Annotated in this window: 18 protein-coding genes; 5 read left to right on the top strand and 13 right to left on the bottom strand. The window is 44.8% G+C overall.

What is annotated here, in order from left to right:
* Positions 1 to 155: 155 nt before the first annotated feature.
* Entirely contained in the window at positions 156 to 2102 is a 1947-nt protein-coding gene (locus D0X99_RS12305; RefSeq protein WP_119478121.1) for a tetratricopeptide repeat-containing sensor histidine kinase, read from the top strand.
* A 109-nt stretch (positions 2103 to 2211) separates the two neighbouring features.
* Here the strand turns inward: D0X99_RS12305 and D0X99_RS12300 are convergent, their stop codons facing one another.
* The 11 genes from D0X99_RS12300 to D0X99_RS12250 all read right to left on the bottom strand — a co-directional run bounded on the left by D0X99_RS12300 (position 2212) and on the right by D0X99_RS12250 (position 14412).
* The gene (locus D0X99_RS12300; RefSeq protein WP_119478120.1) at positions 2212 to 2553 is read right to left on the bottom strand and encodes a hypothetical protein; all 342 of its coding nucleotides are present in this window, start codon (positions 2551 to 2553) and stop codon (positions 2212 to 2214) included.
* Positions 2554 to 2602: 49 nt separating this feature from the next.
* Entirely contained in the window at positions 2603 to 3922 is a 1320-nt protein-coding gene (locus tag D0X99_RS12295; protein ID WP_119478119.1) for a polysaccharide deacetylase family protein, read from the bottom strand.
* A 143-nt stretch (positions 3923 to 4065) separates the two neighbouring features.
* Entirely contained in the window at positions 4066 to 4761 is a 696-nt protein-coding gene (locus D0X99_RS12290; RefSeq protein WP_119478118.1) for an SIMPL domain-containing protein, read from the bottom strand.
* A gap of 260 nt (positions 4762 to 5021) precedes the next feature.
* Positions 5022 to 6704, bottom strand: coding sequence for a hypothetical protein (locus D0X99_RS12285; protein ID WP_147392226.1), 1683 nt, complete (start codon positions 6702 to 6704; stop codon positions 5022 to 5024).
* 305 nt (positions 6705 to 7009) lie between these two features.
* Entirely contained in the window at positions 7010 to 7978 is a 969-nt protein-coding gene (locus D0X99_RS12280; RefSeq protein WP_119478116.1) for a Kelch repeat-containing protein, read from the bottom strand.
* Positions 7979 to 8105: 127 nt separating this feature from the next.
* The gene (locus D0X99_RS12275) at positions 8106 to 8954 is read right to left on the bottom strand and encodes a prephenate dehydrogenase (protein WP_119478115.1); all 849 of its coding nucleotides are present in this window, start codon (positions 8952 to 8954) and stop codon (positions 8106 to 8108) included.
* A gap of 11 nt (positions 8955 to 8965) precedes the next feature.
* Positions 8966 to 10114 (bottom strand): pyridoxal phosphate-dependent aminotransferase, encoded by a 1149-nt coding sequence (locus tag D0X99_RS12270; RefSeq protein WP_119478114.1) that lies wholly within the window; start codon positions 10112 to 10114, stop codon positions 8966 to 8968.
* Positions 10111 to 10938, bottom strand: coding sequence for a prephenate dehydratase (locus D0X99_RS12265; RefSeq protein WP_119478113.1), 828 nt, complete (start codon positions 10936 to 10938; stop codon positions 10111 to 10113). The genes D0X99_RS12270 and D0X99_RS12265 overlap by 4 nt, the downstream gene beginning before the upstream one ends.
* Positions 10935 to 12167 (bottom strand): 3-phosphoshikimate 1-carboxyvinyltransferase, encoded by a 1233-nt coding sequence (locus tag D0X99_RS12260; protein WP_119478112.1) that lies wholly within the window; start codon positions 12165 to 12167, stop codon positions 10935 to 10937. The genes D0X99_RS12265 and D0X99_RS12260 overlap by 4 nt, the downstream gene beginning before the upstream one ends.
* Before the next feature lie 24 nt (positions 12168 to 12191).
* Positions 12192 to 13235 carry a 3-dehydroquinate synthase gene (gene aroB, locus D0X99_RS12255; RefSeq protein WP_119478111.1) on the bottom strand — a complete coding sequence of 348 codons (1044 nt, stop codon included), beginning with the start codon at positions 13233 to 13235 and terminating at the stop codon, positions 12192 to 12194.
* Between the two features lie 79 nt (positions 13236 to 13314).
* On the bottom strand, positions 13315 to 14412 hold the full coding sequence (locus D0X99_RS12250) for a chorismate mutase (protein WP_119478110.1): 1098 nt from the start codon (positions 14410 to 14412) through the stop codon (positions 13315 to 13317).
* A gap of 605 nt (positions 14413 to 15017) precedes the next feature.
* Between D0X99_RS12250 and D0X99_RS12245 the strand changes: the two genes are divergently transcribed.
* Both D0X99_RS12245 and lysS read left to right on the top strand, forming a co-directional pair.
* A complete protein-coding gene (locus tag D0X99_RS12245) occupies positions 15018 to 16190 on the top strand; it encodes a proline dehydrogenase family protein (RefSeq protein ID WP_119478109.1) in 1173 nt (390 codons plus the stop codon).
* A 172-nt stretch (positions 16191 to 16362) separates the two neighbouring features.
* Positions 16363 to 18069, top strand: a complete 1707-nt coding sequence (gene lysS, locus D0X99_RS12240; protein WP_119478108.1) for a lysine--tRNA ligase — start codon at positions 16363 to 16365, stop codon at positions 18067 to 18069.
* Between the two features lie 138 nt (positions 18070 to 18207).
* Here lysS and D0X99_RS12235 read toward each other — a convergent pair whose 3' ends face one another.
* On the bottom strand, positions 18208 to 18942 hold the full coding sequence (locus D0X99_RS12235) for a DUF4197 domain-containing protein (protein ID WP_119478107.1): 735 nt from the start codon (positions 18940 to 18942) through the stop codon (positions 18208 to 18210).
* 230 nt (positions 18943 to 19172) lie between these two features.
* Between D0X99_RS12235 and D0X99_RS12230 the strand changes: the two genes are divergently transcribed.
* Positions 19173 to 20387 (top strand): arginine deiminase, encoded by a 1215-nt coding sequence (locus D0X99_RS12230; RefSeq protein WP_119478106.1) that lies wholly within the window; start codon positions 19173 to 19175, stop codon positions 20385 to 20387.
* Positions 20388 to 20430: 43 nt separating this feature from the next.
* Here the strand turns inward: D0X99_RS12230 and D0X99_RS12225 are convergent, their stop codons facing one another.
* Positions 20431 to 23226 carry a putative LPS assembly protein LptD gene (locus D0X99_RS12225; RefSeq protein ID WP_233553706.1) on the bottom strand — a complete coding sequence of 932 codons (2796 nt, stop codon included), beginning with the start codon at positions 23224 to 23226 and terminating at the stop codon, positions 20431 to 20433.
* Between D0X99_RS12225 and D0X99_RS12220 the strand changes: the two genes are divergently transcribed.
* Positions 23225 to 24025: an N-acetylmuramoyl-L-alanine amidase family protein gene (locus D0X99_RS12220; protein ID WP_119478105.1), complete on the top strand. Its 801-nt coding sequence runs from the start codon at positions 23225 to 23227 to the stop codon at positions 24023 to 24025. The genes D0X99_RS12225 and D0X99_RS12220 overlap by 2 nt on opposite strands.
* The last annotated feature ends 103 nt before the right edge of the window (positions 24026 to 24128 follow it).

The following is a 24128-nucleotide window of genomic DNA, read 5'->3' as shown; positions in this document are numbered from 1 at the left end:
AGCAGAATTTGAGGAGTTGATCATCAAGGGATTTAGGTTTCCAATTTGCAGAATTAGGGATCGGTAGCATTTCTTTTTAAGCGGTATTTGTACTTAATTTTTAATTACGAATATTGGAGCAACTCTTTTAAAGCCTATTAATTCCATTTTCTATTATGTTTTTACTTTTTTTAATTGCGTGGATTGCGCTTCAGCAGTCCCCTCAGGCGTTTCCTGACAGTATCCGTAAAGTAATTTCCGAGACAAATGACGACTCCCTCAAGTCTTCCCTTTTTTACGACTTGAGTAAGCATTACTATGGTCTTGATCAGGATACTGCGATCTTCTATGCTGAAAATTCCATTCGATTGGCGGAAAAACTCGGTTTGGAAAAGATCAAAGGAAATGCACTCAACATCAAAGGGGTCGCCCAGCTCATCCGGTCTGATTACGAAGATGCGCTAAAAACCCACCTTCAAGCCTTGAAAATCAGGGAAGCCCTCCAGGACTCAGTCGGGATGCTTGAGTCCAACCTAAACATCGGAAACGTCTACTATCGCAACGGCGAGATGGGTAAAGCGGCACAGATGTACGAGAAGGCGTTGGTGTATGGCTTAGCTACAAAAAATCTCCGTGGGCAATCGTTGATTTATAACAACCTTGCCAACTATCACAAAGATCGCTGGTCTCAAAACCAAAGCAAGGAGGACTTCGACCTAGCCTTGAGTTACCTTCAAAAGTCCCTTGCCATCAAAGAAGAACTGAATGACCAAAGAGGGCTGGTGAATACCCTGGCTCAACTTTCGGACCTCAGCTTGGCACAGGAGGATACCAAAAAAGCCAAAGCGTATTTAGACCGGGCACTTTCCATTGCTGAGGCTACGCAGGATGTCGAAAACAAACTTTCAGTTTTAAATCAATTGTCAGGATTTCACCTGAAAGCCAAAGACTTCAAACGAGCCAAAGACTACGGCCTTCAGGCGTTTGATATTGCGAAAAACGCCAATTCCCAGTTTTACATTTCGGTAACGGCAGGTATTCTGGTCGAGGCAGCCTTGGGGCTCAATGATTACAAAAGTGCCTATGAATTCTTGGCTGAACAGAAAATTGCAGACCAGGTCATGTTTAATGAAAGCCGACAAAAAGTCCGGGAGGAACTTCTCATTCAATACGAAACTGAAAAGAAAGAGCTTGAAAATCAACGATTGATTCAGGAGCAGGAATATCTGGATCTGTCCATTCGAAGGAGGAACGAAATCCTGATCGGGGCAGTGCTATTGCTTGTTTTTTTGGGAATAATGATTTGGATCCAACAAAAAAATCACCGCAAGCTCAAGCAAGCCCATGACGAGCTTGAAGAAGCACATCAATTTGCAAAAGAACAAAACGCCCAAATTCAACTCCAGGCGAGTGACCTGCACGAGACCAACCTTGAGCTGACTAAGGCCAATCAGTTCAGGGATAAGATTTTTTCGGTTATTTCGCATGATCTTCGAGCGCCTTTTTCCTCACTCCATAGTATTATCAAGCTATGGGATCTCAAATTACTAACAGAAGAGGAGCTTCGGGAGATCATGCCTATGGTTGCGCGTGATACTCACGCCCTATCCCAAATGTTGAACAATCTGCTTATCTGGTCCAAGGAACAAATGGATTCCCAAGAGTTTGAGATGAGTTCGTTTGATCTGGAAGAGCTGGTAGCTGAAAACATCAAATTGCTAAAACCTCAAGCGGATCAAAAAAATCTGGATTTGAGTTTTGAGATCCCTTCTGGAATTGAACTGAAGTCGGATCGGGAAAGGCTGAATTTTATTCTGAGAAATATCCTGACAAACGCCATAAAATTTACACCAGCCCAAGGCAAGATTTTGGTTGATTTTCCTGATTCCAATGAAATTAGGATAACAGACACCGGACTTGGAATAAGTCCTGAAAAGTTATCACTCCTATTTAATCACCGGGTTAATTCTCAAAAGGGTACCGAAGGAGAGTCCGGCACAGGCATCGGATTGATGCTCAGCAAGGAGTTTGCGGAAAGTATAGGTGCAAAAATCCTCGTTGAAAGTGAGTTGGGTAAAGGGACTGTTTTTCGGATTCTTCTCCAGGAAGGTAAAATGGATTGAGAATAGAAATGATCCTAGTTCCCTTTGGCATAGGAAATCCCATGAAGGTTTTGCCGAGAGAGATGCTTCGATTTCACTTTTCTTGGAGTTTGACGGTAGGGAAATATCCTTATTCAGCGCCCCAACTCTTTTCGATCTCTTCAATCACATATTCCATGGACTCAAAGACATCGTAGTCCGTTCGAAGGGATTCCTGAATCAGTTTTCCAATTTCCGGGTAGAATCGGTACTTACTCAGGGAGTTTAAATGACCTCCATAGATTTCTTTCAACTCCATGACTAACCAACTCATGGCCGAAGCATGGGCCGTATAAATGACGACGTCTCCCTCATGGAAACTTCGATTGGGATTATCGGTAATGATCAGATTTGCCCCTCCAAAATGAGGGAAATGGGTTGGAAACTGTCCTGAATTAATTTTTTCACGGAGTGTCTGAAGTTGCTCTTTCATCGCTGCATCTTTGGAAGGGGATCTGGACTAACCGTTGAACCTCAGAAAATCACCCCTTTTTGGAGACTTTGACCTCGGGCTGGCTAGGCTTGACCTCATAGAGTACATAGCTTCCTTTTTCATCTTTTAGAATTTCCAGATCAAGGGACTGTCCTTCCTGAACCAGTTCTGCAGATGACCAATCGGCAGGGATATAAGTTTTTAAAGTCAGCGGTACGGAATAGATTTCAGGGTCAAGGTCTGAACTTAGGCTTACCGTGATTTCGTTTTTTTCCACTGTAGTGCTGACTTGGGTAGCCTTCCGCTCTCGGAGGTATTTGGTTACGTCCCTGAATGTAGCGATCCATAGTTTATCCTGATTGGCCTTCATGTAGGAGAAGTATTCCACCAGTTCGGGACGCGTTTTGGGTTCCCAACCCAGATTTTCCACCCCGTGAAAAACCAGCACCAGCCAGTTGTTGTCATGGCTCATTACAGTGTCTACCCAGGCTTTCATCTGAGTGATGTCGATTCGGGTAAGTGGTCCACGCTGCCACTGTACGTATTCTTTGGTGGATTCTCCTGGGGTCATTTTACTGCCGCGGTTGATTTCTTCGAGCCATTCTTCCGGCATTCGGTTGCGGAGGGAAGGATAGACTTTGTGGGCATATTCCATCACCCGTTCATTTTCGGTGCCATAAGGCCCCTCAGCGCTAAAGGTCGATTCCGGTCCGATGAATTTGAGCAGGTCGGCTTTGCTTTGCTCCAATTCGTAAAGCATGTTTGCCTCGTCCAGCACAGCCAATCGGGGATGAGTGACCGTATGAGAGGCGATCTCATGCCCTTGTGCTGCATAGGATTTATACTGCTCCCAGGTAGTGGTATCCTCTACGTTGTTGTGAAAGACTACATCATCGGTGTCCTTCATGGTACCTTTTCGGATTTTTGCATATCCCTCATCGATCAAGGCGTGAGCTTCGGCCACTTTTCCCTGTTCGAAAAGCGAACCTGCACGGGCATGGTAATCCTCTGCCTCGCTGGTGCCTGTAAAGGCAATCAAGGAAGCCCGCTCAAAGAAGTTGGTTGAATCAGTTGGGATATGTTCCGTTTCCTCAATGATTTCTTTTGGATTTCTGCCAATGAATTTGCCCTGGCCGGATCCCTCTACTTTTCCGGTAATGATGTAAAAGGTGGCTGGCAAGCCCAAGCTGTCCATGATGGGTTTGGCAATAGTCAGTTGGTTGACTATGCCATCATCATAGGTGACGGAGATGGCGCCGGTTTTATTGCCTTGCCACTTGGTGATCTCGGTTTGGCCGACGATGGGGTCTGTTTGGGAGCAGGAAAAGCCCACTAGAGCTATCAGGCTTAACAAGAGATTTTGTTTCATTTTAGGTGAAAGATTAGGGGATCTAATTTGCTGAAAAAGTGGCTGATAGGAGACACCGCTAGTCAAATTTTCCTATTAAGTCCTGAAAAATGAAAAGCCCGACGGGGAGTCGGGCTTTAAAATGAATTATCAGAATCAGAAGATCAATAGGTGTATTTTACATAAACCCGCTTCGTGATGGCCTGCTCTTCCGTTTGAATCAGCATATCAGCCGATTCAGGCGCGGCAGCTTTGGCATTCATCATGTACATCGGCTGTGGTCGGTAGTTGGGTTCCATGGTCACATTGAATACCCGAAGTCCCTTAAGTGCCAACGTAGTACCGATCAACATTGCCCTGGCTTCGGCATCTTTCAACGCTTCTGTCAACAGTGTGTCTTCAAGAGATTTCCGAGTGGCTTCAGCTATGCCAAAGTGAAGGTTGTAACTCATATCGCCTGAACCTTGGATGGCATCGACGATTTTCTGAAGGTCTTCATTGGTTGCGGAAGTAACGATTCGAAGTCCCTGACGGGCCACATAGCCACTGTCCCGAGCGGTGCCGCTTCGGTAGATGCGGTTGACATCCACGGAGTAATTGTCTGCAACCAACTTGTAGTCTTTGATTTTCCCTTTTTTCAGGGCCTCAGCCAGGTTCTGTGTCTTTTTGTTAAGGACGTTTACAGCGTCATTGACTTTCATGGCTTTTTCTTCCAAAGAAATGGAAAACACGGCTTCATCAGGAGCAATTTTTCGCTCGGCATAGCCTTCTACTTCAATCAGCGGGATTTGCTGGATTTGCTGCGAAAAAAGGGGAGATGCAATCGCAAAGGCAAGGAACAAAATCAGGAGCTTTCTCATGTGGTTTCTAGTTTATTTCATTAGCTGTTTGACAAAAGACGCACCAGAAATGAAAGTGCTACAAAGTAGCCAAGATTACGGGGTGGAATTAGCATTAATTAAGAATTACAAGTTACGAAGGATGGGGGTAAAAAAGACCTTCTAGACTTAAGTCAATAGAAGGTCTTTTCCCACCGGTCATTGAATTTTGAAAAAAGAAAACCAAACGGATTTGATTAAGAATCCCTAGTACCTGATTAATCAGATTTCCCAAGTATGGCTCATTTTGAAGAGCTAGAGGCAAACTGGTAGACTTCCCCAAACCTATTTTTGCTAAACTCTGCCAGACCTCCAGGTTTCTCGTACTTTGAGAGGAACTTTTCATTTCTTGGTCCTGTAAAATCCCGGTAGATCTTGTAATATCCTCCAGTATGCAAGAAAGCAGTATAGGCTTTTGACTTTGAAAACTCCCCGAATTGATAAGTCAAGTAGGTTTTGTTACCTGTTTCTGGTTGTTCAAGAAACTTATCATCCAGCTCAGAAATAAGATCCAATTGATCTTTTCCGGTTTCGTCTTCAGCTATGGAAGGCTTTAATACCTGAATGGATTCAGGCGAAACCTTAGTGACCGATGCAAGGCTTATTTGGTCAATTTCCCAGAAAAGGAAACCTGTTTTGAAGGAAACTTCTACAATTGGTTCATTTAGTTCGATTCCTTCGAGCGAAATGGCGATTTCCCGATTAGTCACAGGACCTACAAATCTGGTCTTGCTCACTTCTTTCCAACCTCCTTTTGTTTTGACGGAAATGGTGAGTGGTACCAAATTCATCTCCTGCCACTGGTACAATTCTTCGGCCGATTTGGCTTCCATGCTTTTCTCAAATGCTTGGTAATCCTCGCCGTACATGCTCATATACTGTTCAAAAATGTATTCAAGCCATGGAGAGTCTCTTAGGTTTAAGTACAAAGCGAGATCTTTTCCTTGTGAAGGATGATCGAACTTCACGATAAGTTCATTAAGTAAGGAACTGGAAGCCATGTCATTGAATGAGCAATAAACGTTGTCTGATTCGGTAATTCGATCCAGCATTTCGTTCTTATTATTCAAGATAGCTCCTTTAGGTTTTTTCATTTCGTGTACTAGAAACAGTGGGCCTTGGGGGTCAACCAAAACTTTTTCATTCGGAGCATGCTCCACCAAAAGCAGGTCAGCCATGTCAATGAATTGATGCTCATTTCTTTCATTACTGATGAGGAGCTGGACTTTAGGTCCCATTTCGATAGAAGGTAATTGCAAATAATCCTGTCTCGCTATAGAGGGAAACAGGGCTCCTCCAAAGCTCTCCCCCTGGAAAACAAATTCCTTCCCATCGTATGCGCTTACAAAAGGGCAAGATGACTCTCCCGGAGGTGGTGTAGCCATATCATCCACTGCTTCAGCCGTAGCAGCCCCAAAAGTTATTGCGGTTACGGCCAATGCCCCAAGGGTTACCCCCGAAACCAAAATGATGGTATTGGTTGAGCTTTTTGATTTGTCCTTTTGTATCAATTCCATTTTGGAAATGCCGGATACCGGAATGGAAACTTTAGCGCCAATTTTTGCCGTAGAATCCAGAGGAGTATACACGTGCAATTCCTGAAGTACTGCCGGATTGCTTGAACTATAGGCATATTTCTTACTGTCATCTTTGATGTACAGCTGGTTTTCTTCCGGTACGAGTTGTAACGTACCTGTCAAAGCTTCTTGATCCAGTAAAACCGCAGGGTTTTGCAAAAGAAAATCCCCCCGATTGCTCCGAATGATAAATGTCTTCTCGTTTAGTGAGGCTATTTCCTTTGTCTTGTCACTGGGGGAATACTTGGATGAAGTGGGTATTGGCTTGTAATAGTTACACGCGCCAACAAAGAGTAAACTCCATACCACTATCGCCATCGAGAGTTGATTGAGATGTTGGTCTTTCATTTTCGTGAATTTTTAAGGTTGAGGAATGATTCACACAAAAGATTACCAGGAATTTTTTTTCTCCTCCTGATTGACTCTAACTAAATCTAGTTTGTAGTAAATGAACTTTTGTTATTATTAATCAGATAGTTGGGTGATTTATATCAGATTATTTTGCATCCTATTGGAATCCCTAAAAGCAAAAAAGAACACCCGATTTTCGGGTGTTCTTAACTTGTAAAGGCTTTGAAATCAAATCAAAAAATCAATTTAAACTTGAAATTTTCGGGCCCGAATGTCTTAAATAATTTTTCTGAAATCCGAAATCACTTCTTCCACTCAATCACTTCCATCGAACTGATCTCAGGTCCGCCACCTCGGTTGGCAGATCCTGCCGCCACGTAGATTTTACCGTCTAAAAATGCCGCTCCGGTACCGTGTCTGCCCTGATTCAGGTTGGGCAGTTTGCTCCAGGTGTGGGTACGGGTATCCAGCACTTCCACTTCAGCATGGGCTGGGGTTTGGGCGGCACTTTCCCCGTTTAGCACTACCAGATAGTAGCCGATGGCAAGGTTAGAATTCCCAGCCCGTTCAGTCGGAATGCCTGCTTCGATTGTATTCCAGGTTTTGGTTTTGAAATCGTAGTAATCCACTTCCTTGATGGTCGTCTCCAGTACTTTGCCGATTTTGGCATTGGACGTTCGTCCTCCAGCCAGATACAAGCGATCGCCAACTAACGCTGCGCTCACGTGGTCTCTTGCCCGAGGGGCATCAGACAAGGAAGTCCACGTTCCCGTTTTTGGATCCAGTTCGTCAAACCAACCCACAAATCCATCGTAATGTCCGTCCTGAATTCCGCAGACCATGTATATTTTGTCATTTCGGACAAAGACTCCAGCTGACCCACGAAGACGGTTTTCGGGTAGTTTTGGGCCATCTCTCCAGGTTTTGGTTTTAGGATTGAATATCAAAATGTTTGGAATCGGAGTTTCGTGAGGGTATTTGCCGGTAAGGGCTCCGACTATCCAGATTTCATTTTTGTAGGAAATCGCCTGGAAGTGGTGGATTTCCATCGGGGCATCTGCCACTTTGGCCCAGGTATTGGTTTTGGGGTCATATTCCTCGACTGGCCTTTCACCCCGACCTCCAAGTGCATAAAGCTTCCCGTCGCAGGACACAATTGAGTTTTCATGACGGGGTGTGGCTTCGGTTTTTGGAGCGATGGTGGTCCATTTTTCTTGGGCAAAAAGGCTGGAGCTGACTAGAAAAAAGAGAAGTAGAAGAGGAGTTTTCATAAGCTGGGGACGGCTAATTTCGGATTTCCTAATTTAGATCTTTTCGGAGTGTTTTTCTCCTGCAGATTCTCAAAGAAAAACCACGAATTGCTCCGTGGTTCTCAAATTTCAAATTTCGAATCTCAAATTATTTTCCAAGGTCGAGAATATCCCGAATCTTGTTGATTTCAGCCATTTCTTCATAAAGACCTTTGCTGTCTCCGGCAGCGATTTTGTTGCGGAATGCGGTCAGGTTGGAAATGTAGCTATCCATCGCGGCAAGGATATTTTCCTTGTTTTCTGTAAAAATGGGAGCCCACATCGCAGGACTGGACTTTGCCAATCGCACAGTGGAGGCAAATCCCGAACCGGCCATGTCGAAGATGTTTTTCTCGTCAGCCATTTTTTGAAGGACGGTTTCGCCGAGCATGAAAGACGAGATATGCGAAAGGTGCGAGACAAAGGCCAGATGCCGATCATGCTCTTCCGGATCCATAAACCGCAACTTTACATTCAGGGCGTCAAAGAGTTTATACGCCTTTTCCTTGAGGTGTAAATCAGTTTTTTCCAATTCGCAAATGATCAGAATTTTTCGGTCCAGCAAATCTGCAAATGCCGCTTTTGGTCCGGAATATTCCGTACCTGCGATGGGGTGGGCTGCAAGGTATTGTCTCCTTTTGGGATGATTGGCCATCAAATCGCACAACTTGGATTTTGTAGACCCCACATCAAAAATCAGTGTGTTTTCCCCAACTTGATCCAGTGTATTAAGCAGAATTTCACCCAAGGTATCGGCAGGAGTAGCCAAAATCACCAGATCGGTATCTGCATCCGGGGTGTCTTTTGCTTCCGTGATGATGCCTAAAGTCAAGGCATCTTTGAGGTTTTGTGGATTGGAATCTGTGCCGGTAATGATCAGTTCGGGGAATTTTTGTCTGGCACCCAAGCCAAAAGAACCTCCCAAAAGTCCGAGTCCGATGATGTGTATTTTTTTCATAGCAAGTAAGCTTAAGGTTTGATGCGGTTGATTGCTTCCAGAATCTTGAATTCAGGCATGCAGAGGGAGATACGGACGTAGTTTTCTCCTGCGGGCCCAAAGATTTTTCCGGGAGTGATAAAGATGTTTTTCTCGTACAGTAGCCAATCTACCAGTTCGTCGGGTGATTTTCCTTCTGGAACTTTGCACCAGACGAAAAGTCCAGCGGAATCCTTTGAATAGCTGAGTTGGAGTAAATCTGCCATTTTCCAGACTAATTTTCGTCTGTTTTGGTAGAGTTCATCGAGGTCGGTAAACCAGTTTTTTCCCAAGCTCAACGCAGCGATTGCGCCTTTTTGAAGGCCCAAAAACATCCCGGAGTCCATGTTGGATTTAACCTTGAGTACAGCTTCAACCCAATCGGCTCTTCCACAAAGCATCCCGACTCTCCAACCTGGCATATTGAAGGTCTTGCTTAGCGAATTGAGTTCCAATGCCACTTCTTCCCCACCTGGAATTGCAAGAATACTAAGCGGTTCAGGATTCAAAATATGGCTGTAAGGGTTGTCGTGGACTAAGACGAGGTCGTGTTTTTTTGCAAAAGTGACCAGTTCAATCAGTATTTCTTTGCTTCCCGCAGCACCTGTTGGCATTTGGGGGTAGTTGATCCACATGATTTTAACCCGGCTGAGGTCCAGTTTTTCAAGGGCTTCAAAATCTGGTCTTCCTTTTTTCTCCAGATCCAACCCGTAAAAGATAGGTTCTGCGCCCAGAAGACTCGTAACCGAAGTGTAAGTCGGGTAGCCGGGGTCGGGGATTAGTACCTGATCTCCGGGGTTAAGAAAAGCCATGCTCACATGCATGATGCCTTCTTTGGACCCCATCAGCGGGAGAATTTCCTTGTTGGGATTTAGCGTGACCTTATATTCCCTCGCGTAAAATTCAGCCATGGCAATCCGTAATTCGGGAATGCCCTGGTAGTTTTGATAACCATGGGCTTTTGGATTTTCGGCGGTGCTTTTTAACGCATCGATGACCATCCGATCCGGAGCGAGATCGGGACTCCCGATTCCCAGATTGATCACCGGTTTGCCATCGGTGATCAATTGATTGACTTCCCTCAGCTTGGCTGAAAAATAGTATTCCTGCACGGTGGCAACTCGTTCTGCAAATCCCTTCATTCCTTTCTGCTGGTATATTCTCCGAAAATTTTTAAGTCACCAAAATCCTTGACAATCAATTTCATAGCCTCCTGAAATTTCCCGTAGTCCTCAAATTCCGCATCGATGAAAAATGCATAATCCCAAGGTTTTTCAATTACCGGAATTGACTGGATTTTGCTCAGGTTCAGATCCTTTTCCGAAAGCATGGTAAGCAGTTTGGCCAATCCGCCTTTTTGATTTCGGATAGTGACTTTGAACGATGCTTTATTGGGTACGCTTTCGGGTTTGGTTTTTTCTTTGGTTAAAATGATAAACCGGGTAAAGTTGTCTTTGACCGTTTGGATGTCCCGGGCGAGGATTTCCAGCCCGTAGATTTCTGCCGCGATTTCGCTGGCAATGGCGGCCAATCCAGTTCTTTTTTCTTCAGCGATCCGCTTGGCTACCGAAGCTGTGTCCACATCATCAAATTGCTGGATGTGGGGATGTCTCGCGAAAAAAGCCTTGCACTGCAACAAGGCCATCGGATGTGAGCGCACCTCCTCAATATTTTCAATTTTTTGTCCAGGCAATGCCATCAATTGATGTGCAATTGGCAAATAAAACTCGTCCTTGATGCTAAGTTCATAGCGATCGATCAAGTCATAATTGGGTAAAATAGCTCCGGCAATGGAGTTTTCGATGGCCATCACGCCGAAATCTGCCTCCCCAAGTGCTATGGATTTGGCTACCGGCTCAAAGGTATTGAAGGCAAGAATTTCTACTTCCTGACCGAAATATTTCAAGGCTACCTGATGGTGAAACGAACCCGGGACACCCTGAATGGCAATTTTTAAGCGACTCATGACTCTCCCTGTTTTTCCATGGAAATGCCAAGCAATCCGCAATGCTTCCAAAAACTCGGATAGGATTTGTTCACTACATCGGGTTCTTTGATCAGCACATGGGTTTTGGTCAAAAGAGGCATGAAGGCCATCGCCATCCGGTGATCGTCATAAGTGTGAATTTGTACCTGTCGTGGCATGGTCACGGAAGGAATGACTTGAAAAACTTCTGGCTCGATCTCTTTCAGTTGGGCGTTGAACTTTGCCAATTCCTGTTGGAGCGCATGGATACGGTCAGTTTCCTTGATTCTCAGACTTTCCAATCCGGTGAAAACTGCGTTCTGACCCAAAATACCGCAGGTCACTGCCACTGTTTGGGCCAAGTCTGGACAATGGGAGAAGTCCCATTTTTTCAAGCCTTTGACCGCTTGTTTTTGGAGCAAAACTCCGCCCTTTTGGAATGTGCTTTTCACTCCCAAATGATCCATGATTTCTACAATTGCCGAATCGCCTTGAAGGCTGTTTTCTTTCAATCCTTCCAAAAATAATTCACCCGAATCAGCACAGGCCAGCAGACTGAACCAATAGCTCGCACCTGACCAATCGCTTTCCACTTCAAAAGTGGTGGGCTGATAGGCTTGATGCGGAACTGTGATTTTGTTTCCCTCCCAAGAATACTTAATCCCGAACTGAGCCATCAGCTCTAGGGTCATTTCAATGTAAGTTCGGCTTCCGACTTTACCTTCCAGCTCGAGTTCCAAGCCTTGCGGCAAAACCGGTGCAATCATCAGCATGGCCGAAATGTATTGGCTGGAGACATCACCTCGGATTTTTACTTTGTTGTTTGTTTGCGCGGGAAGCCCGTGAACAGCCAATGGGGGATAGCCCTCGACATTAAGGTAATGGATTTCCGCACCAATAGACCGAAGCGCTTCCACCAGGATTCCGATCGGCCGCTCGCACATGCGGGCAGTCCCGGTCATCACTTTTTTCTGGTTGGTTACAGTGGCATATGCAGTCAAAAAACGCATCGTGGTCCCAGCGTCCAGTACATCAAAAACCGGCGGGCTGGTTTCCAGCAGGCGGATCATAGTTTGGGTGTCGCGAGCTTCAGCTAGGTTGCTGATTGTATTATTTCCCTCCGTCAAGGCATCGATCACCAATGCACGGTTGGATTCACTTTTGGAGGAGGGGAGAGGTATTCGGGTAGAATTGAATTCGCTTTTTTGGTTAAGGCGAAGAAGGATCATGGTTTGAGTAGTCAAAGTATTGGCTCAGGCCGATTTTAGGTTTTGGTAATAGTGGATGGCTTCCAGGATCTCTTCCCGATTGACCGGGATATTGTAAGTGCAGTCGCCGATGGAATTGAGCAGGGAAAACATCACCGTGCTGCCTTCATTTTTCTTGTCCTGAAGACACAGGTCAAGGATTGGGTCAAGTTCGTGTTCTGAAAATCCGACCTTTCCAAAGACCTTAAAAATCATGTGCGTCAGGCGGTCGAGCTCTTCGAAGCTGAAACCGACTTTTTGGAAAGAGAGAAAGCCCTCGCAGATCATGCCCAAAGCAATCGCTTCGCCATGAAGGAGTTGATTGGAAGTGCCTAGGAAAAAGGATTCAAAGGCATGTCCGATCGTATGCCCAAAATTCAGGATTTTGCGAAGACCCGCTTCTTTCGGGTCAGCTTCTACCACTGCTTTTTTGATTCCCACTGAGTGAATGATTAGACTTTCCCAATCCTGATCTTCCCAGTTTTCCGATTTTAAACTTGAAAAGTAGGCGGCATCCCGAATCAGTCCGTGCTTGATTATTTCAGCATACCCGGAGCGCAATTCTTCTTTTGGTAAGGTCTCCAGAAATTCAGGCGCAATGATGACCGTTTCCGGTTCGTTGAATACTCCGAGGTGATTTTTCAATCCATTGAAGTCCACACCCAATTTCCCACCCACGCTGGCATCTACCTGAGAAAGCAAGGTGGTTGGCATATTGATAAAGCGGATGCCTCTTTTGTACAAGCTTGCACAAAATCCGCCCATATCACCGATCACGCCACCTCCCAGGTTGAGCATCAGGGCTTTTCTATCCAGAGCAGCCTCGGTCATTCGAGTCCAAATGAGCGAACAGGTGTCCAGGTTTTTATGAATTTCACCTGCCGCCACGCTGATGAACAGTGTGTCCTCGGGTAATACTGTCCCCACAAGTGGTAGACAGTTGGATTGGGTATTGGTGTCGGTCAAAACCACCAATCTCGAAAAAGAAAGCTGGGCTAATGCTCCGGAAAGCGCGTGCTTTGCGTCGGATGCGAAAATTACGGAATCCACGATCAGACCTGGTTTGATGGAATACTAAGGTAAGGAAAGCAGCCCCAATCGGGACAGCCTTCCAGGTATGAGAGCAGATTTATTTTTTTACAGGCTCAGCCTCACGAAGTTGTCTTTCCTGACGCTTTACTGATTCCTCATGGATACAGTACAGCAATTCCTTCATGAATTTTTCGCTCAGGTTTTTGGCAACTCCTTTCGTGGTTCTGCTTTCCATCACATCTTTCCAGCGATCGGACTGAAATACAGTCAGATGGTGCTCTCTTTTGTGTGCACCGATTTGGTCAATTACTGCAAATCTTTCCTGCAGGATATCAAGCAACTGATCGTCTAGATGGTCTACCGCACGGCGAAGGTCCTGAAGCTTTTCGTCCGGCTTCATGTTTTCCAACGGCTTTTTGAAGTCGATGGACTGGATCATTTCTTTCAGTCTCGCCGGTGTGACCTGCTGCTTGGCATCAGACCAAGCTTTGTCCGGATCGTGGTGGGTTTCGATCATCAAACCGTCCAATCCAAAGTTCATGGCACTTTGTGCTACTTCAAGCAATCCGTCCCGACGGCCTACAATGTGAGATGGGTCGTTGATGACTTCCATGCCGGTCCACTCACGCTTGAGGTGAATGGGCATAGACCAGTTTGGTTTGTTTCTATATCGCTTGTCATAGGCATCAGAAAATCCTCGGTGAATAGCCGCTAGTTTGTCGATTCCGACGGCATACATTCTTTCCAATGCTCCAATCCATAATTCCAGGTCAGGATTCATTGGGTTTTTGATCATGACTGGCACATCTACCCCCCGCAGGGCTTCGGCGATTTCCTGAACTGCAAATGGGTTTACGGTCGTTCTTGCACCAATCCAAAGAATGTCAATCTTGTGCTTGAGTGCTAATTCCACGTGTGCAGCATTTCCCACCTCCACAGTGATTGGAATATTCAGGTGATGGCGAACGATCTCCATCCACTTGAGGCCTTCCTCACCCACGCCTTCGAAGGAACCCGGTCTGGTTCTTGGTTTCCAGATTCCGGCACGGAAAACCTGAGGAATCATGTTTTCCTCTTTCATTTCCTTGCAGATCTGCTCGATCTGTTCCGGAGTTTCGGCAGAGCAAGGTCCTGCGATGATCAGCGGGGTGGTCAAACCCAATCCCCAATCTTTAATTTGCTTGTGAGGCTTCATAGTACTGAGCGTTTTAAATGAAAAAAGCCCGACTCTTTCGAATCGGGCTTTTGTGTTTTTATTTTCTTTTAGTTTTTGGCTAGACAATACACAGCTCCGATTCGATTTTGGCTTCGAAAGTAAAAGTAAAAGAAGGTAAAATAGATCGCTGCTGTGATTAACATGCTTCAAATTTAATAGGCACATTTTTAAATGCAAATTAAATTTTCAAGAATTTCCTTGATTAATCAATAATTCAGCAGCGCTTTCCTTGATTTTTCGCTAAACAGGCTAGAAAATTTACCCAAAACAGAATAATATTCTAATAATTGATTTAAAAAATGATGAAAAATCTGTAAAAAAATATTTCAGGTTCTTTCATTTTAATCTGGCTTGAAAATGAAGAATGATAATTGGAAAGATTTACTGGGAATACCTTGAGTGGTTTCTCTGAAGTAAACTTTGGAGTCAGTCTATTGGAAGGGGATTTTATCGAATAACTGAAAATTCTGCCTGTAATTTTGGAGGAGAGTGCGCAGTATTAGAGCTTTTATATGGCTCAATTCTCATAACAAAACCCTGTCCAAGAGGTTTTTTTGATATCTTTGCGACCTTATTTGAGCGTTATGCCCGTTTTGCCCAAAATTTCTTTTGAGAATCTGGAAGTAGCCTTTGCTTCCAAAAGTACCGCGGAACTCAGGAAAATGTACCTGATTTTCGCAACGCTTAATAACAATCTGATTTCCGATTTGGGTATTGGATTGGCCAATTTGGCTTTCAAACTCAAGTTGCCAGTGAAAGGCATCATGAAAAAGACCATGTTTGGGCATTTTTGCGGTGGGGAGACCATTGCCGAAAGTATTCAAGCATGTAAGCAGCTTGCCAAGTTCGGGGTTCATTCCATCTTAGACCTTTCGGTCGAAGGAAAGGGCGACGAGGAAAGCTTTGATGCGACTACGGAAGAGATATACCAGACGATGGTGGAATCAGCCAAAACGGATTACATGCCTTTTGGAGTTTTTAAAGTTACCGGCCTGGGAGATTATCATCTGATGATCAAAGTACAGGACGGGGAGAAGTTGGTAGGAGAAGAACTTGCGGCATTTGACCGAATGAAAGCCCGCGTGGACCGGCTTTGCAAGGCAGCTCATGATTTGGGACTTCGTATCCTGGTGGATGCTGAGGAAAGTTGGTTTCAGAATGTGATAGATGACTTGGCTTATGAAGCCATGGAGAAATATAACCGTGAACGTTGCGTGGTGTATAATACCTATCAAATGTATCGTCACGATTCTTTGGAAAGATTGAAAAATGCTCAGGAAGTGGCTTTGCAAAAAGGGTATCTCCTTGGAGCAAAACCTGTACGAGGGGCATACATGGAGAAAGAACGGGCTCGGGCTGCCGAAATGGGCTACCGGGATCCAATTCAGCCCAACAAAGAGGCAACAGACCGGGATTACAATGCAGCAATTCTGTTTTGCGTGGAAAATGGAATTCACCTCGTTTGCGCTTCACACAATGAGAAAAGTAATCTTGAACTGACAAAGCTGATGAACCTGCGTGGGATTGATCCCAATTCAGGATTGGTCTTTTTCTCTCAACTCTACGGGATGAGTGACAATATTTCCTTCAACTTGGCAAAAGCCGGGTACCGCGTGGTGAAATATGTTCCTTACGGACCGGTGGAAAAAGTAATGCCTTATCTGACTCGAAGAGCTGCCGAAAATACTTCCATTGCAGGACAAAGCAGTCGTGAATTTGAGCTGATCAAGCGGGAGATGAGGCGAAGGAAGCAGTAGCCAGTTTGCAGTGATCAGCATCCAGTAAATAGTGAGTAGCGTGCAGGTCCCTTAGTTAAATAAGAAGTATTAAAAACTTGACTAGCTAAGAATATCACTGAATCTTAATAATCCGTGGACTTTGGTTTGCGGATAGTTGACTAATAAAAATTTCAAATTTCAAATCAATAGAATGCAACTTCTGAGCGAACAGGAACTCGAACGCAGAAAAGACCGGGAAGAATTGATGGCCTTGGGAATCAACCCTTATCCGGCAGAAGCTTTTCCCATCAATGTCACTGCGGAGGATATTCATAGAAATTACGAAAACAACAAAACCGATTACAAAGACATTTCCATTGCTGGTCGTCTGATGAGTCGTCGTATCATGGGCTCGGCTTCCTTTGCCGAGATTCAGGATTCTACCGGGATTCTTCAGATCTACGTGCGTCGGGATGACATTTGTCCGGATGAGGATAAAACTTTTTACAATACCGTTTTCAAGAAGCTTTTGGGTTTGGGTGACTTTGTAGGAGTGAAAGGCTACATATTCACAACCCAGACCGGTGAGATTTCCCTTCATGTGACTGACCTGAAGATTCTTTCCAAATCTGTCAAGCCGCTTCCTGTGGTGAAACGGGACGAAGAAGGAAATATTTATGACGGATTTACCGATCCTGAGCTTCGTTATAGACAGCGCTATGTGGATCTGACTGTAAATCCTGAAATCAAACAGACCTTCGTAACCCGCTCTAAAATCATCTCCAACATGCGTCGCTATTTTGACGATCATGGTTGGTTGGAGGTGGAAACTCCCATTCTTCAGGCGGTGCACGGTGGGGCTGCGGCAAGACCGTTCCAGACCCATCACAATACCCTGGACATGCCGCTTTTCCTGAGAATTGCTAATGAGCTTTACCTAAAAAGATTGATCGTTGGCGGATTTGATGGGGTATACGAGTTTGGGAAAATGTTCCGAAACGAAGGGATGGACCGTACGCACAATCCGGAATTTACCTCCATGGAGATTTATGTGGCCTATAAAGACTACATCTGGATGATGGAAATGGTGGAGGAGTTGCTGGAAAAAGTGACTGACTCAATCCATGGGACCACTGTAGTAAAAGTTGGGGATCGTGAAATTGATTTTGCCGGCCCATACCGAAGACTGACCATGTATGACTCCATTAAGGAGTATGCGGGAGTGGATGTCAGTGAGATGGATGAAGCCGGAATCCGTCAGGTTTGTGCCGATTTGGGAATCCAGGTGGATAATTCCATGGGAAGAGGAAAGCTCATCGATGAGATCTTCGGTGCCAAAGTAGAGGAGCATCTGGTTCAACCGACCTACATCACGGATTATCCAATTGAAATGACTCCATTGGCAAAAAAGCACCGCAGCAAGCCGGGATTGGTGGAGCGATTTGAGCTTTTTGTCAACGGAAAGGAAATAGCAAATGCCTATACGGAGCTCAACGACCCGATCGATCAGCGTGAGCGATTTGAAGATCAGTTAAAACTTGCCGCAAGAGGGGACGATGAAGCAATGGCGATGGATGAGGATTTCCTTCGTGCTTTGGAATACGGCATGCCACCTACATCCGGACTGGGAATCGGCATCGACCGATTGACCATGTTGCTGACCAATAAGACAACCATTCAGGAAGTGCTGTTCTTCCCTCAAATGAGACCAGAAAAGAAAGCAGTTGAATTGACTGAAGAGGAGAAGATAATTGTAGATCTTTTGGCTAAAAACAATCCTAGTTCTTTACCGGAACTAAAAGCCCAAACTGGACTTAGTGGTAAAAAATGGGATGTTTCCATCAAGGGGCTGACCCAAAAAGGAATGGTGACCGTAGTAAAAGAAGGAGATACTTTACTGGTTGACCTCGTGGGCTAGGCACTTGATTAAAAATAGGTAAATGAAAAAAACCGGAAAATAATTTTCCGGTTTTTTCATTTACCGTCATCCTGACTTTAGATTTTTGAAGAACTAAGAAAACATGAATTGAGGTTTTTCAAGACCTCCCAAAACGACCTACTTTTTCTGACTTTCGGCGTACCCAAAAACTTTCTGAAGTAATGGTGAAGTCCTAGCCCCCACACTTTCTCGGATTTTGAGTTCTTCTTTGGCGATCTCCACAAACAGCCCATCGATCGCTTTTTGGGTGACATAAGCCGTCAAGTCGGTATTGACCTTCTTCACCAGAGGCACTTTGTTGTATCGAGTCATTACATCACTCCAGTATTTGGTCGCATCCACTTTCTTCAAACTGGCATCGATGACAGGTGAGAATTTGGCGGAAAGGGAATCCGTTGTGGTTTGCTTGAAATAAGTTGTAGCTGCATTTTTCTCCCCAAGCAGGATTTTTTGGACGTCCTGAAAACTCATCTGCTTGATGGCATCGGTGAAAATGGGCTTCGCTTCCTTGGCGGCGTCTTCAGCGGCCCGGTTGAGACTGGTGATGACTTGGTCACACATTGATCCCAAGCCTAATGATCTGAGGGTGTTTTCCACGCTTTTTGCCTCTTCGGGAAACAGGATTTTGACGTCCAGATTTTTCAAATAACCATCCTGGAGGGAAAGCCGATCTGCACTGATTCCGGTGCCTTTTTCCAAGGCTTCTTTGAGACCGGAGGTGATTTCAGAAGTACTTGGATTGGAAGTTGCCTGTTTCAGGATGTTTGAAAACTGAGCTGAACAAGAAGTGATGGGAAGGAGGAAAAATGCGGAAAGAAGGAATTGGATAAGTCGTTTCTGAATTTGGAACATTGGGGAGTATTTAATTTAATAGTAAGTGAACAACGAAATAAGAGGGCGTTAAAGTTTGGACTGACTCAACAAAAAGAAATTTACTTTATAATCCTTCACCGATTTATGCTTCCTGATTGTCAAAATCGATGTAAGGTGATTTTTGAATTTGTTGTGAAAAAATTAATGAAGTTCAATTATTGTTTTTATTTTGATAACTGAATAAGCTTTTTATTGATAATTTATAAATCATGAATCTTCGTATTAACTCTGAATTTGGAACACTTCGGGCAGTTCTGATGCACCGTCCCGGAAAGGAAATAGATCGGCTCACTCCTTATAATAAAGACTTTTTGCTTTTTGAGGATGTTCCCTATCTGGAAGCACTTCAAAAAGAACACGATGCTTTTTCCAATCTCATCAAGGATTCCACCGGAGCCCAGGTTTATCAGTTGCGTGAACTTCTCATTCGGGTGCTTTATGATCAGGATATTCTTCTCCGTTTGGTCCGGGATTCCTTGAAACGATCCGGGCTTTCCCATATCGCCGAAGATATCCTGGAGCGGTACTCTACCGCCGAATGTGCCACTATTCTTACGGCTGGTTTAAAAATCCATGAATTAAAACGGAAGCTCCCCAATCTGAATGCCGGAGAGCTGTATGATTTTGCTTTTGCCATTCCTCCTTGTCCCAATCTCTATTTTCAGCGTGATCCAATGGCGCTAACTCCTGGAGGTATCATTTTTTCCTCCATGAAAATGGAAGGAAGACAGCGGGAGGCGGATTTGCTTCGGATCATTTTCGAAAATCATCCGGATTTCAAGGATCATGTAAAAACCCTTTATCCTGTCAACGGGCATGACAATCCTCCAAGTATTGAAGGAGGAGATGTGATTATTCTTTCTCACGAAGCTGTGGCGATAGGCAATTCGGAGCGGACAGATGAAAAGGCCATTTACCATGCCGCAAAGGCGCTTTTGGCGGAAGGATCGGTCAAGCGGGTGTATGAAGTTCACCTTCCCAAAAAGCGCCAATACATGCATTTGGATACGGTTTTCACAGTCTTGGATGAAAATCTGGTGCTTACTTATCCGGATGCAATGAATTCGGTCTTGCAGACTTCGCTGTATACACTCAAGGAATCAAACGGGGAAAAAGTGAACATCAAACGGGAAGTCCTGAAAGAGTCCTTGCTGACCGTATTGGCGAGGGAAATTCCTCACCTGGAAATCCTTCATACCGGTGACGGAAACCCTGACTATTCGATGAGGGAACAGTGGTTTGACGGGGCAAATGTTTTTGCTATCGGACCTCGGAGAGTGATTTCTTACAATCGAAATATTCACACCAACCGGGCCTTGAGAAATATGGGGGTAGAGGTACTGGAAATTCCATCCTCTGAACTCAGCAGGGGATTGGGTGGACCTAGATGTATGACCATGCCACTGAGCAGAGCAAGGGTCTGATTGTCAGGAAAAATTTTGAAGCCTATTTGGAAAATCCGACTGATTAAAAATCGAAGAAAGACCTTCTTCGGGATACTTTCAAATCCTGAAGAATGCTTGATTTGACCCGAATGTCGATGTTGTAGGAAGTAAATTTCCCGAAAGGAACCCAATTGACATTCATTTGCCAGCAATGCAGGTCGCGTGCGATTCCGATCATGGTTTGAGTAATCTCGGCTGCCTGAAAGTCAAATCCCGTGTTGAAATTGATCTTCCATTTTTCCGACAGGGACAAATCCCCATTCAGGTTCATCGTTTGGGTGATGTTTTTCGAGTTGTTGATTTGTCTGGAGTAGGCAAGGTTGTAGCCTATGGTCAGATTCCAGGGAATCTCCCAATCGATGTACTGGCTTGGATCTGATACGATTCGGTTGATTTCGTTCTGTGCAAACTCATTCATCACACCCCCTCTTTGAATAAAGTCCTGGGTGATCTCATCCCGAACTTCCCCAGGAGTCTGTCCGCTTCTAGGATTGATCGAGGCGTTCATGTTTAAGGAAGCGTTCCGGATCATTCCGATTCCCTGGCCATTGGACCATGCGAATTCATTGATCCTTTGGTAGGAGTTTTTTCCGTTTTCCAAGAGGGTAGTCTGAACGGCATAGGGGTCGATGTTGCTGGTCAGGTTGACCGATAGTTTTCTGTCAAAAAAGCTTGTACGAGCGGAAAGTTGGAATGGTGAAAGCTGAAAGGAATCCGCTGCAAAGTTGTAAGCGGTGTTGATGTTGAACGATTCCAACAATGGGATTTTTTTGGTAGCATCCTCAGAAGTACTGTCTTTAGCATTCAGGACTTTGGCTTCCAAAACGTTTCGAATACCAATGCTCAATGCCCTGGACTCACCCAAAGGCGCTCCTCCAAATATGAATCCCTGATGCCTGGAATATAGTTGGGTCCTTCCAGATGCATCCTCCTGGACTCGCTGATAGTAGCCAAATGACGGGTCTGAAAAATCCGGTGTATAATTGAATCCGAATGTCGGGGCAATGTGATGTCTGATGGTCTGGATTTTACTTTTTGGTTTGAAATTGTAAAATCCGTAAAAGTTTGTGTTCATCGAAAATGAGGTGTTATAGAAACTCACCCGGTTAAAACCGTCCTCGACGATCCGATCGACCCGCTCCTGGGCTGGATTGTAGTAATAATTCTGGCGCTGCAGGTACCACAGCTCCGTGTAATTGATGGAGGCTGTTCCTGTAAAGTAATTGAAAAGGGTGAAGTTTGAAGAAAGTGGGATCGTATTTCTGGCTCCGTTATTGGCATTTTTAAACAGCAGATCCAAGTTTTCAACATTGAAAGGAATTGTTGTCGGTCCCGATCCAATCTCCGGATTATTGACTCCCAATTGCTGCTGAACCCGGTTGGAGACTGTGTTCTGCATATTGAAGTTCCAGGCAATGTTCAGGGTCTTCAGCGGCTCGAATTTTACATTTTTAAACGGGCTCTGACGGTTCATATTCATTGCAACTGTCGGTAAATCCAACCGGACTTCTCCGGTCTGCACACTCTGTGAGTGTCTGAAATTGGCAGACATAGAAAATGGAGTGCCCGAAAAAGTCTTTGAGTAGGAGATATTTGAATTCAGATCCGCCGTGATATTATTGGCAAAGTTGTTTTGACTGACCACGTTGTTGAAGTAACTCGTTGATCCCGCATTCACCGAGGCAGAAAATCTGCTGGTTCCTCTGGAAACAGGGGTGTGGTTCCACTGTACGCGAAAGGTGTTGTAATTAACGGGATTCAGCTCAGTCTCTGGGCTGACAAATTTTTGAAAATCGACATTGAAGCCCCCACTGTACCGATAGCGCTTATTATACACTGCTTGTGACTTCAGACCCCAGCCGCCTTTGGAATAGATGTCACCGGTAATACGTGCATGGATGTAATCGTTGATGGCAAAATAGTAGCCAAAATCCCGAAGGAAAATACCACGGGTCTGCTCCTTTCCATAAGAAGGGAAGACCACCCCGGATGCCTTTTCTTCCGGCGTATCGGGAATCAAACCAAACGGAAGTCCGAGCGGAGTTGGGATGCCATTGAAGTACAGGTTAAAAGGACCAGATACGACCTGCTTTCCTTGGATGGATTTGATTTTTGTAGATGAAATGTGCCAGTGCGGCTCGGTAAGTTTACAGGTAGTATAATAACCGTGATCGAGGTATATGCTTCCATCTTCTGTCTTTTTGATGGTTTCGCCCCTGAGTACCCCATCCTGTTGCTCAGTGACTACATCTTTGATGATCGCTTTTTGGGTTTTGAAGTTGTACTTCATTTCCTTACGAATCTCATAGACCGTTTCCCCGTCTTTGAAGAATGGATTTCCTGCCACAGCCCCCAAGCTGTCTGTGACACCTGTGGCATAGAGTTCGGAGTTTTTCCAATCGATGACGATTCGGTCCGCTTCGAGTTTCATCTCCCCGTACTCAAACCAGGCCTTTTTATAGAGGTAAACTTTGTTCTCGGTAAAATCTGTAATGATACTGTCCTCGGCGAAGTAAAGAATATCTGTTTGGATGTCGCTTGTGGGCATCATTTTTGCCGAATCCAAATTGATCAATGTGTCTTGTCTGATGGCAAGGGTATCAGAAAGTGGAAGGGTTCGGGCTGGAGGCACTAAAGTGTCCGGAGCAATTAGCACTCTTTCCCGCTGAGGCTTAGCAGGTCGCTGCGCCGATGCGAGTTGCGGGAAAATCAAAAGCCCAGAAATGATCAAAAAAAGGATTCTGAAACCCGACACTGCTGCTTGCGCTTTGTTTAATTTGGTTGAAAATTCGTGTAAAGTTAATTCGATTGCCCTCATGGAACGGTTCAATAACAAAAAAATTCTCTTAAGTCTGATTATCGCAATTCCTTTTTTCTTCGGCGGATTTATTCCCAATGAAACGATGATGCCGGCCTTTCGGATGAAAAAAATTGTTTTGGATGCTGGACACGGTGGAAGTGACCCGGGAAACATTGGATCCAGGGCCAGAGAAAAGGACATCAATCTCGCTGTAACTCTGTTGGTTGGGAAGTACATCAAGGAAAATATGCCGGATGTAGAAGTAATCTACACCCGTGACGATGACAGTTATCCTACGCTCAAGCAGCGACCAAATATTGCCAATGTGAATAAAGCAGACCTGTTTGTTTCCATTCATTCCAATTCTGCTCCTAACCGAGCAGCTTATGGAACAGAGACTTTTGTCATGGGGACCAAGCACTTTGAAGCCAATTTTGACATTGTGAAAAAAGAAAACTCTGTGATTCTCCTGGAAGAAAACTATGAGGAGGAATATGAGGGTTTTGATCCGACTTCTCCGGAATCCTACATGATGTTTAACCTGATGCAAAAGGCCTACATCGGCAACAGCATCACTCTGGCGGATCAGATTGAAACTCAGTTTCGTGATAAGGTGGGAAGGAAAAGCAGAGGGGTGAAGCAAGGTCCTTTTTATGTACTTTGGACTCCATCTATGCCAAGCGTGCTGGTGGAACTTGGCTTTTTGTCCAATTCTGAAGAAGAACGATTTCTGATGACCAAAGAAGGTCAGGAATATATGGCTTCGGCGATTTACCGATCGATCAAAGAATACAAGAATCAGATCGAAGTGAATTAATTTTCGAACTGAGCCTAAAGCATTTAAGCCCTCTTCTTCCCGGAAAAGGGCTTTTTGGTATCTTAGCTCCCAAACTTCCTTCGGCGAAGAGGAGTTTTTACTT

Source organism: Algoriphagus lacus (assembly GCF_003583985.1).
GTDB lineage: Bacteria > Bacteroidota > Bacteroidia > Cytophagales > Cyclobacteriaceae > Algoriphagus > Algoriphagus lacus.
This window is presented reverse-complemented; position numbering and strand designations above follow the sequence as displayed.

Coding starts and splice junctions, on each gene's coding strand:
- D0X99_RS12305 (WP_119478121.1), top strand. CDS start 156: ATGTTTTTACTTTTTTTAATTGCGTGGATTGCGCTTCAGCAGTCCCCT.
- D0X99_RS12300 (WP_119478120.1), bottom strand. CDS start 2,553: ATGAAAGAGCAACTTCAGACACTCCGTGAAAAAATTAATTCAGGACAG.
- D0X99_RS12295 (WP_119478119.1), bottom strand. CDS start 3,922: ATGAAACAAAATCTCTTGTTAAGCCTGATAGCTCTAGTGGGCTTTTCC.
- D0X99_RS12290 (WP_119478118.1), bottom strand. CDS start 4,761: ATGAGAAAGCTCCTGATTTTGTTCCTTGCCTTTGCGATTGCATCTCCC.
- D0X99_RS12285 (WP_147392226.1), bottom strand. CDS start 6,704: ATGAAAGACCAACATCTCAATCAACTCTCGATGGCGATAGTGGTATGG.
- D0X99_RS12280 (WP_119478116.1), bottom strand. CDS start 7,978: ATGAAAACTCCTCTTCTACTTCTCTTTTTTCTAGTCAGCTCCAGCCTT.
- D0X99_RS12275 (WP_119478115.1), bottom strand. CDS start 8,954: ATGAAAAAAATACACATCATCGGACTCGGACTTTTGGGAGGTTCTTTT.
- D0X99_RS12270 (WP_119478114.1), bottom strand. CDS start 10,114: ATGAAGGGATTTGCAGAACGAGTTGCCACCGTGCAGGAATACTATTTT.
- D0X99_RS12265 (WP_119478113.1), bottom strand. CDS start 10,938: ATGAGTCGCTTAAAAATTGCCATTCAGGGTGTCCCGGGTTCGTTTCAC.
- D0X99_RS12260 (WP_119478112.1), bottom strand. CDS start 12,167: ATGATCCTTCTTCGCCTTAACCAAAAAAGCGAATTCAATTCTACCCGA.
- D0X99_RS12250 (WP_119478110.1), bottom strand. CDS start 14,412: ATGAAGCCTCACAAGCAAATTAAAGATTGGGGATTGGGTTTGACCACC.
- D0X99_RS12245 (WP_119478109.1), top strand. CDS start 15,018: ATGCCCGTTTTGCCCAAAATTTCTTTTGAGAATCTGGAAGTAGCCTTT.
- lysS (WP_119478108.1), top strand. CDS start 16,363: ATGCAACTTCTGAGCGAACAGGAACTCGAACGCAGAAAAGACCGGGAA.
- D0X99_RS12235 (WP_119478107.1), bottom strand. CDS start 18,942: ATGTTCCAAATTCAGAAACGACTTATCCAATTCCTTCTTTCCGCATTT.
- D0X99_RS12230 (WP_119478106.1), top strand. CDS start 19,173: ATGAATCTTCGTATTAACTCTGAATTTGGAACACTTCGGGCAGTTCTG.
- D0X99_RS12220 (WP_119478105.1), top strand. CDS start 23,225: ATGGAACGGTTCAATAACAAAAAAATTCTCTTAAGTCTGATTATCGCA.
- D0X99_RS12225 (WP_233553706.1), bottom strand. CDS start 23,226: ATGAGGGCAATCGAATTAACTTTACACGAATTTTCAACCAAATTAAAC.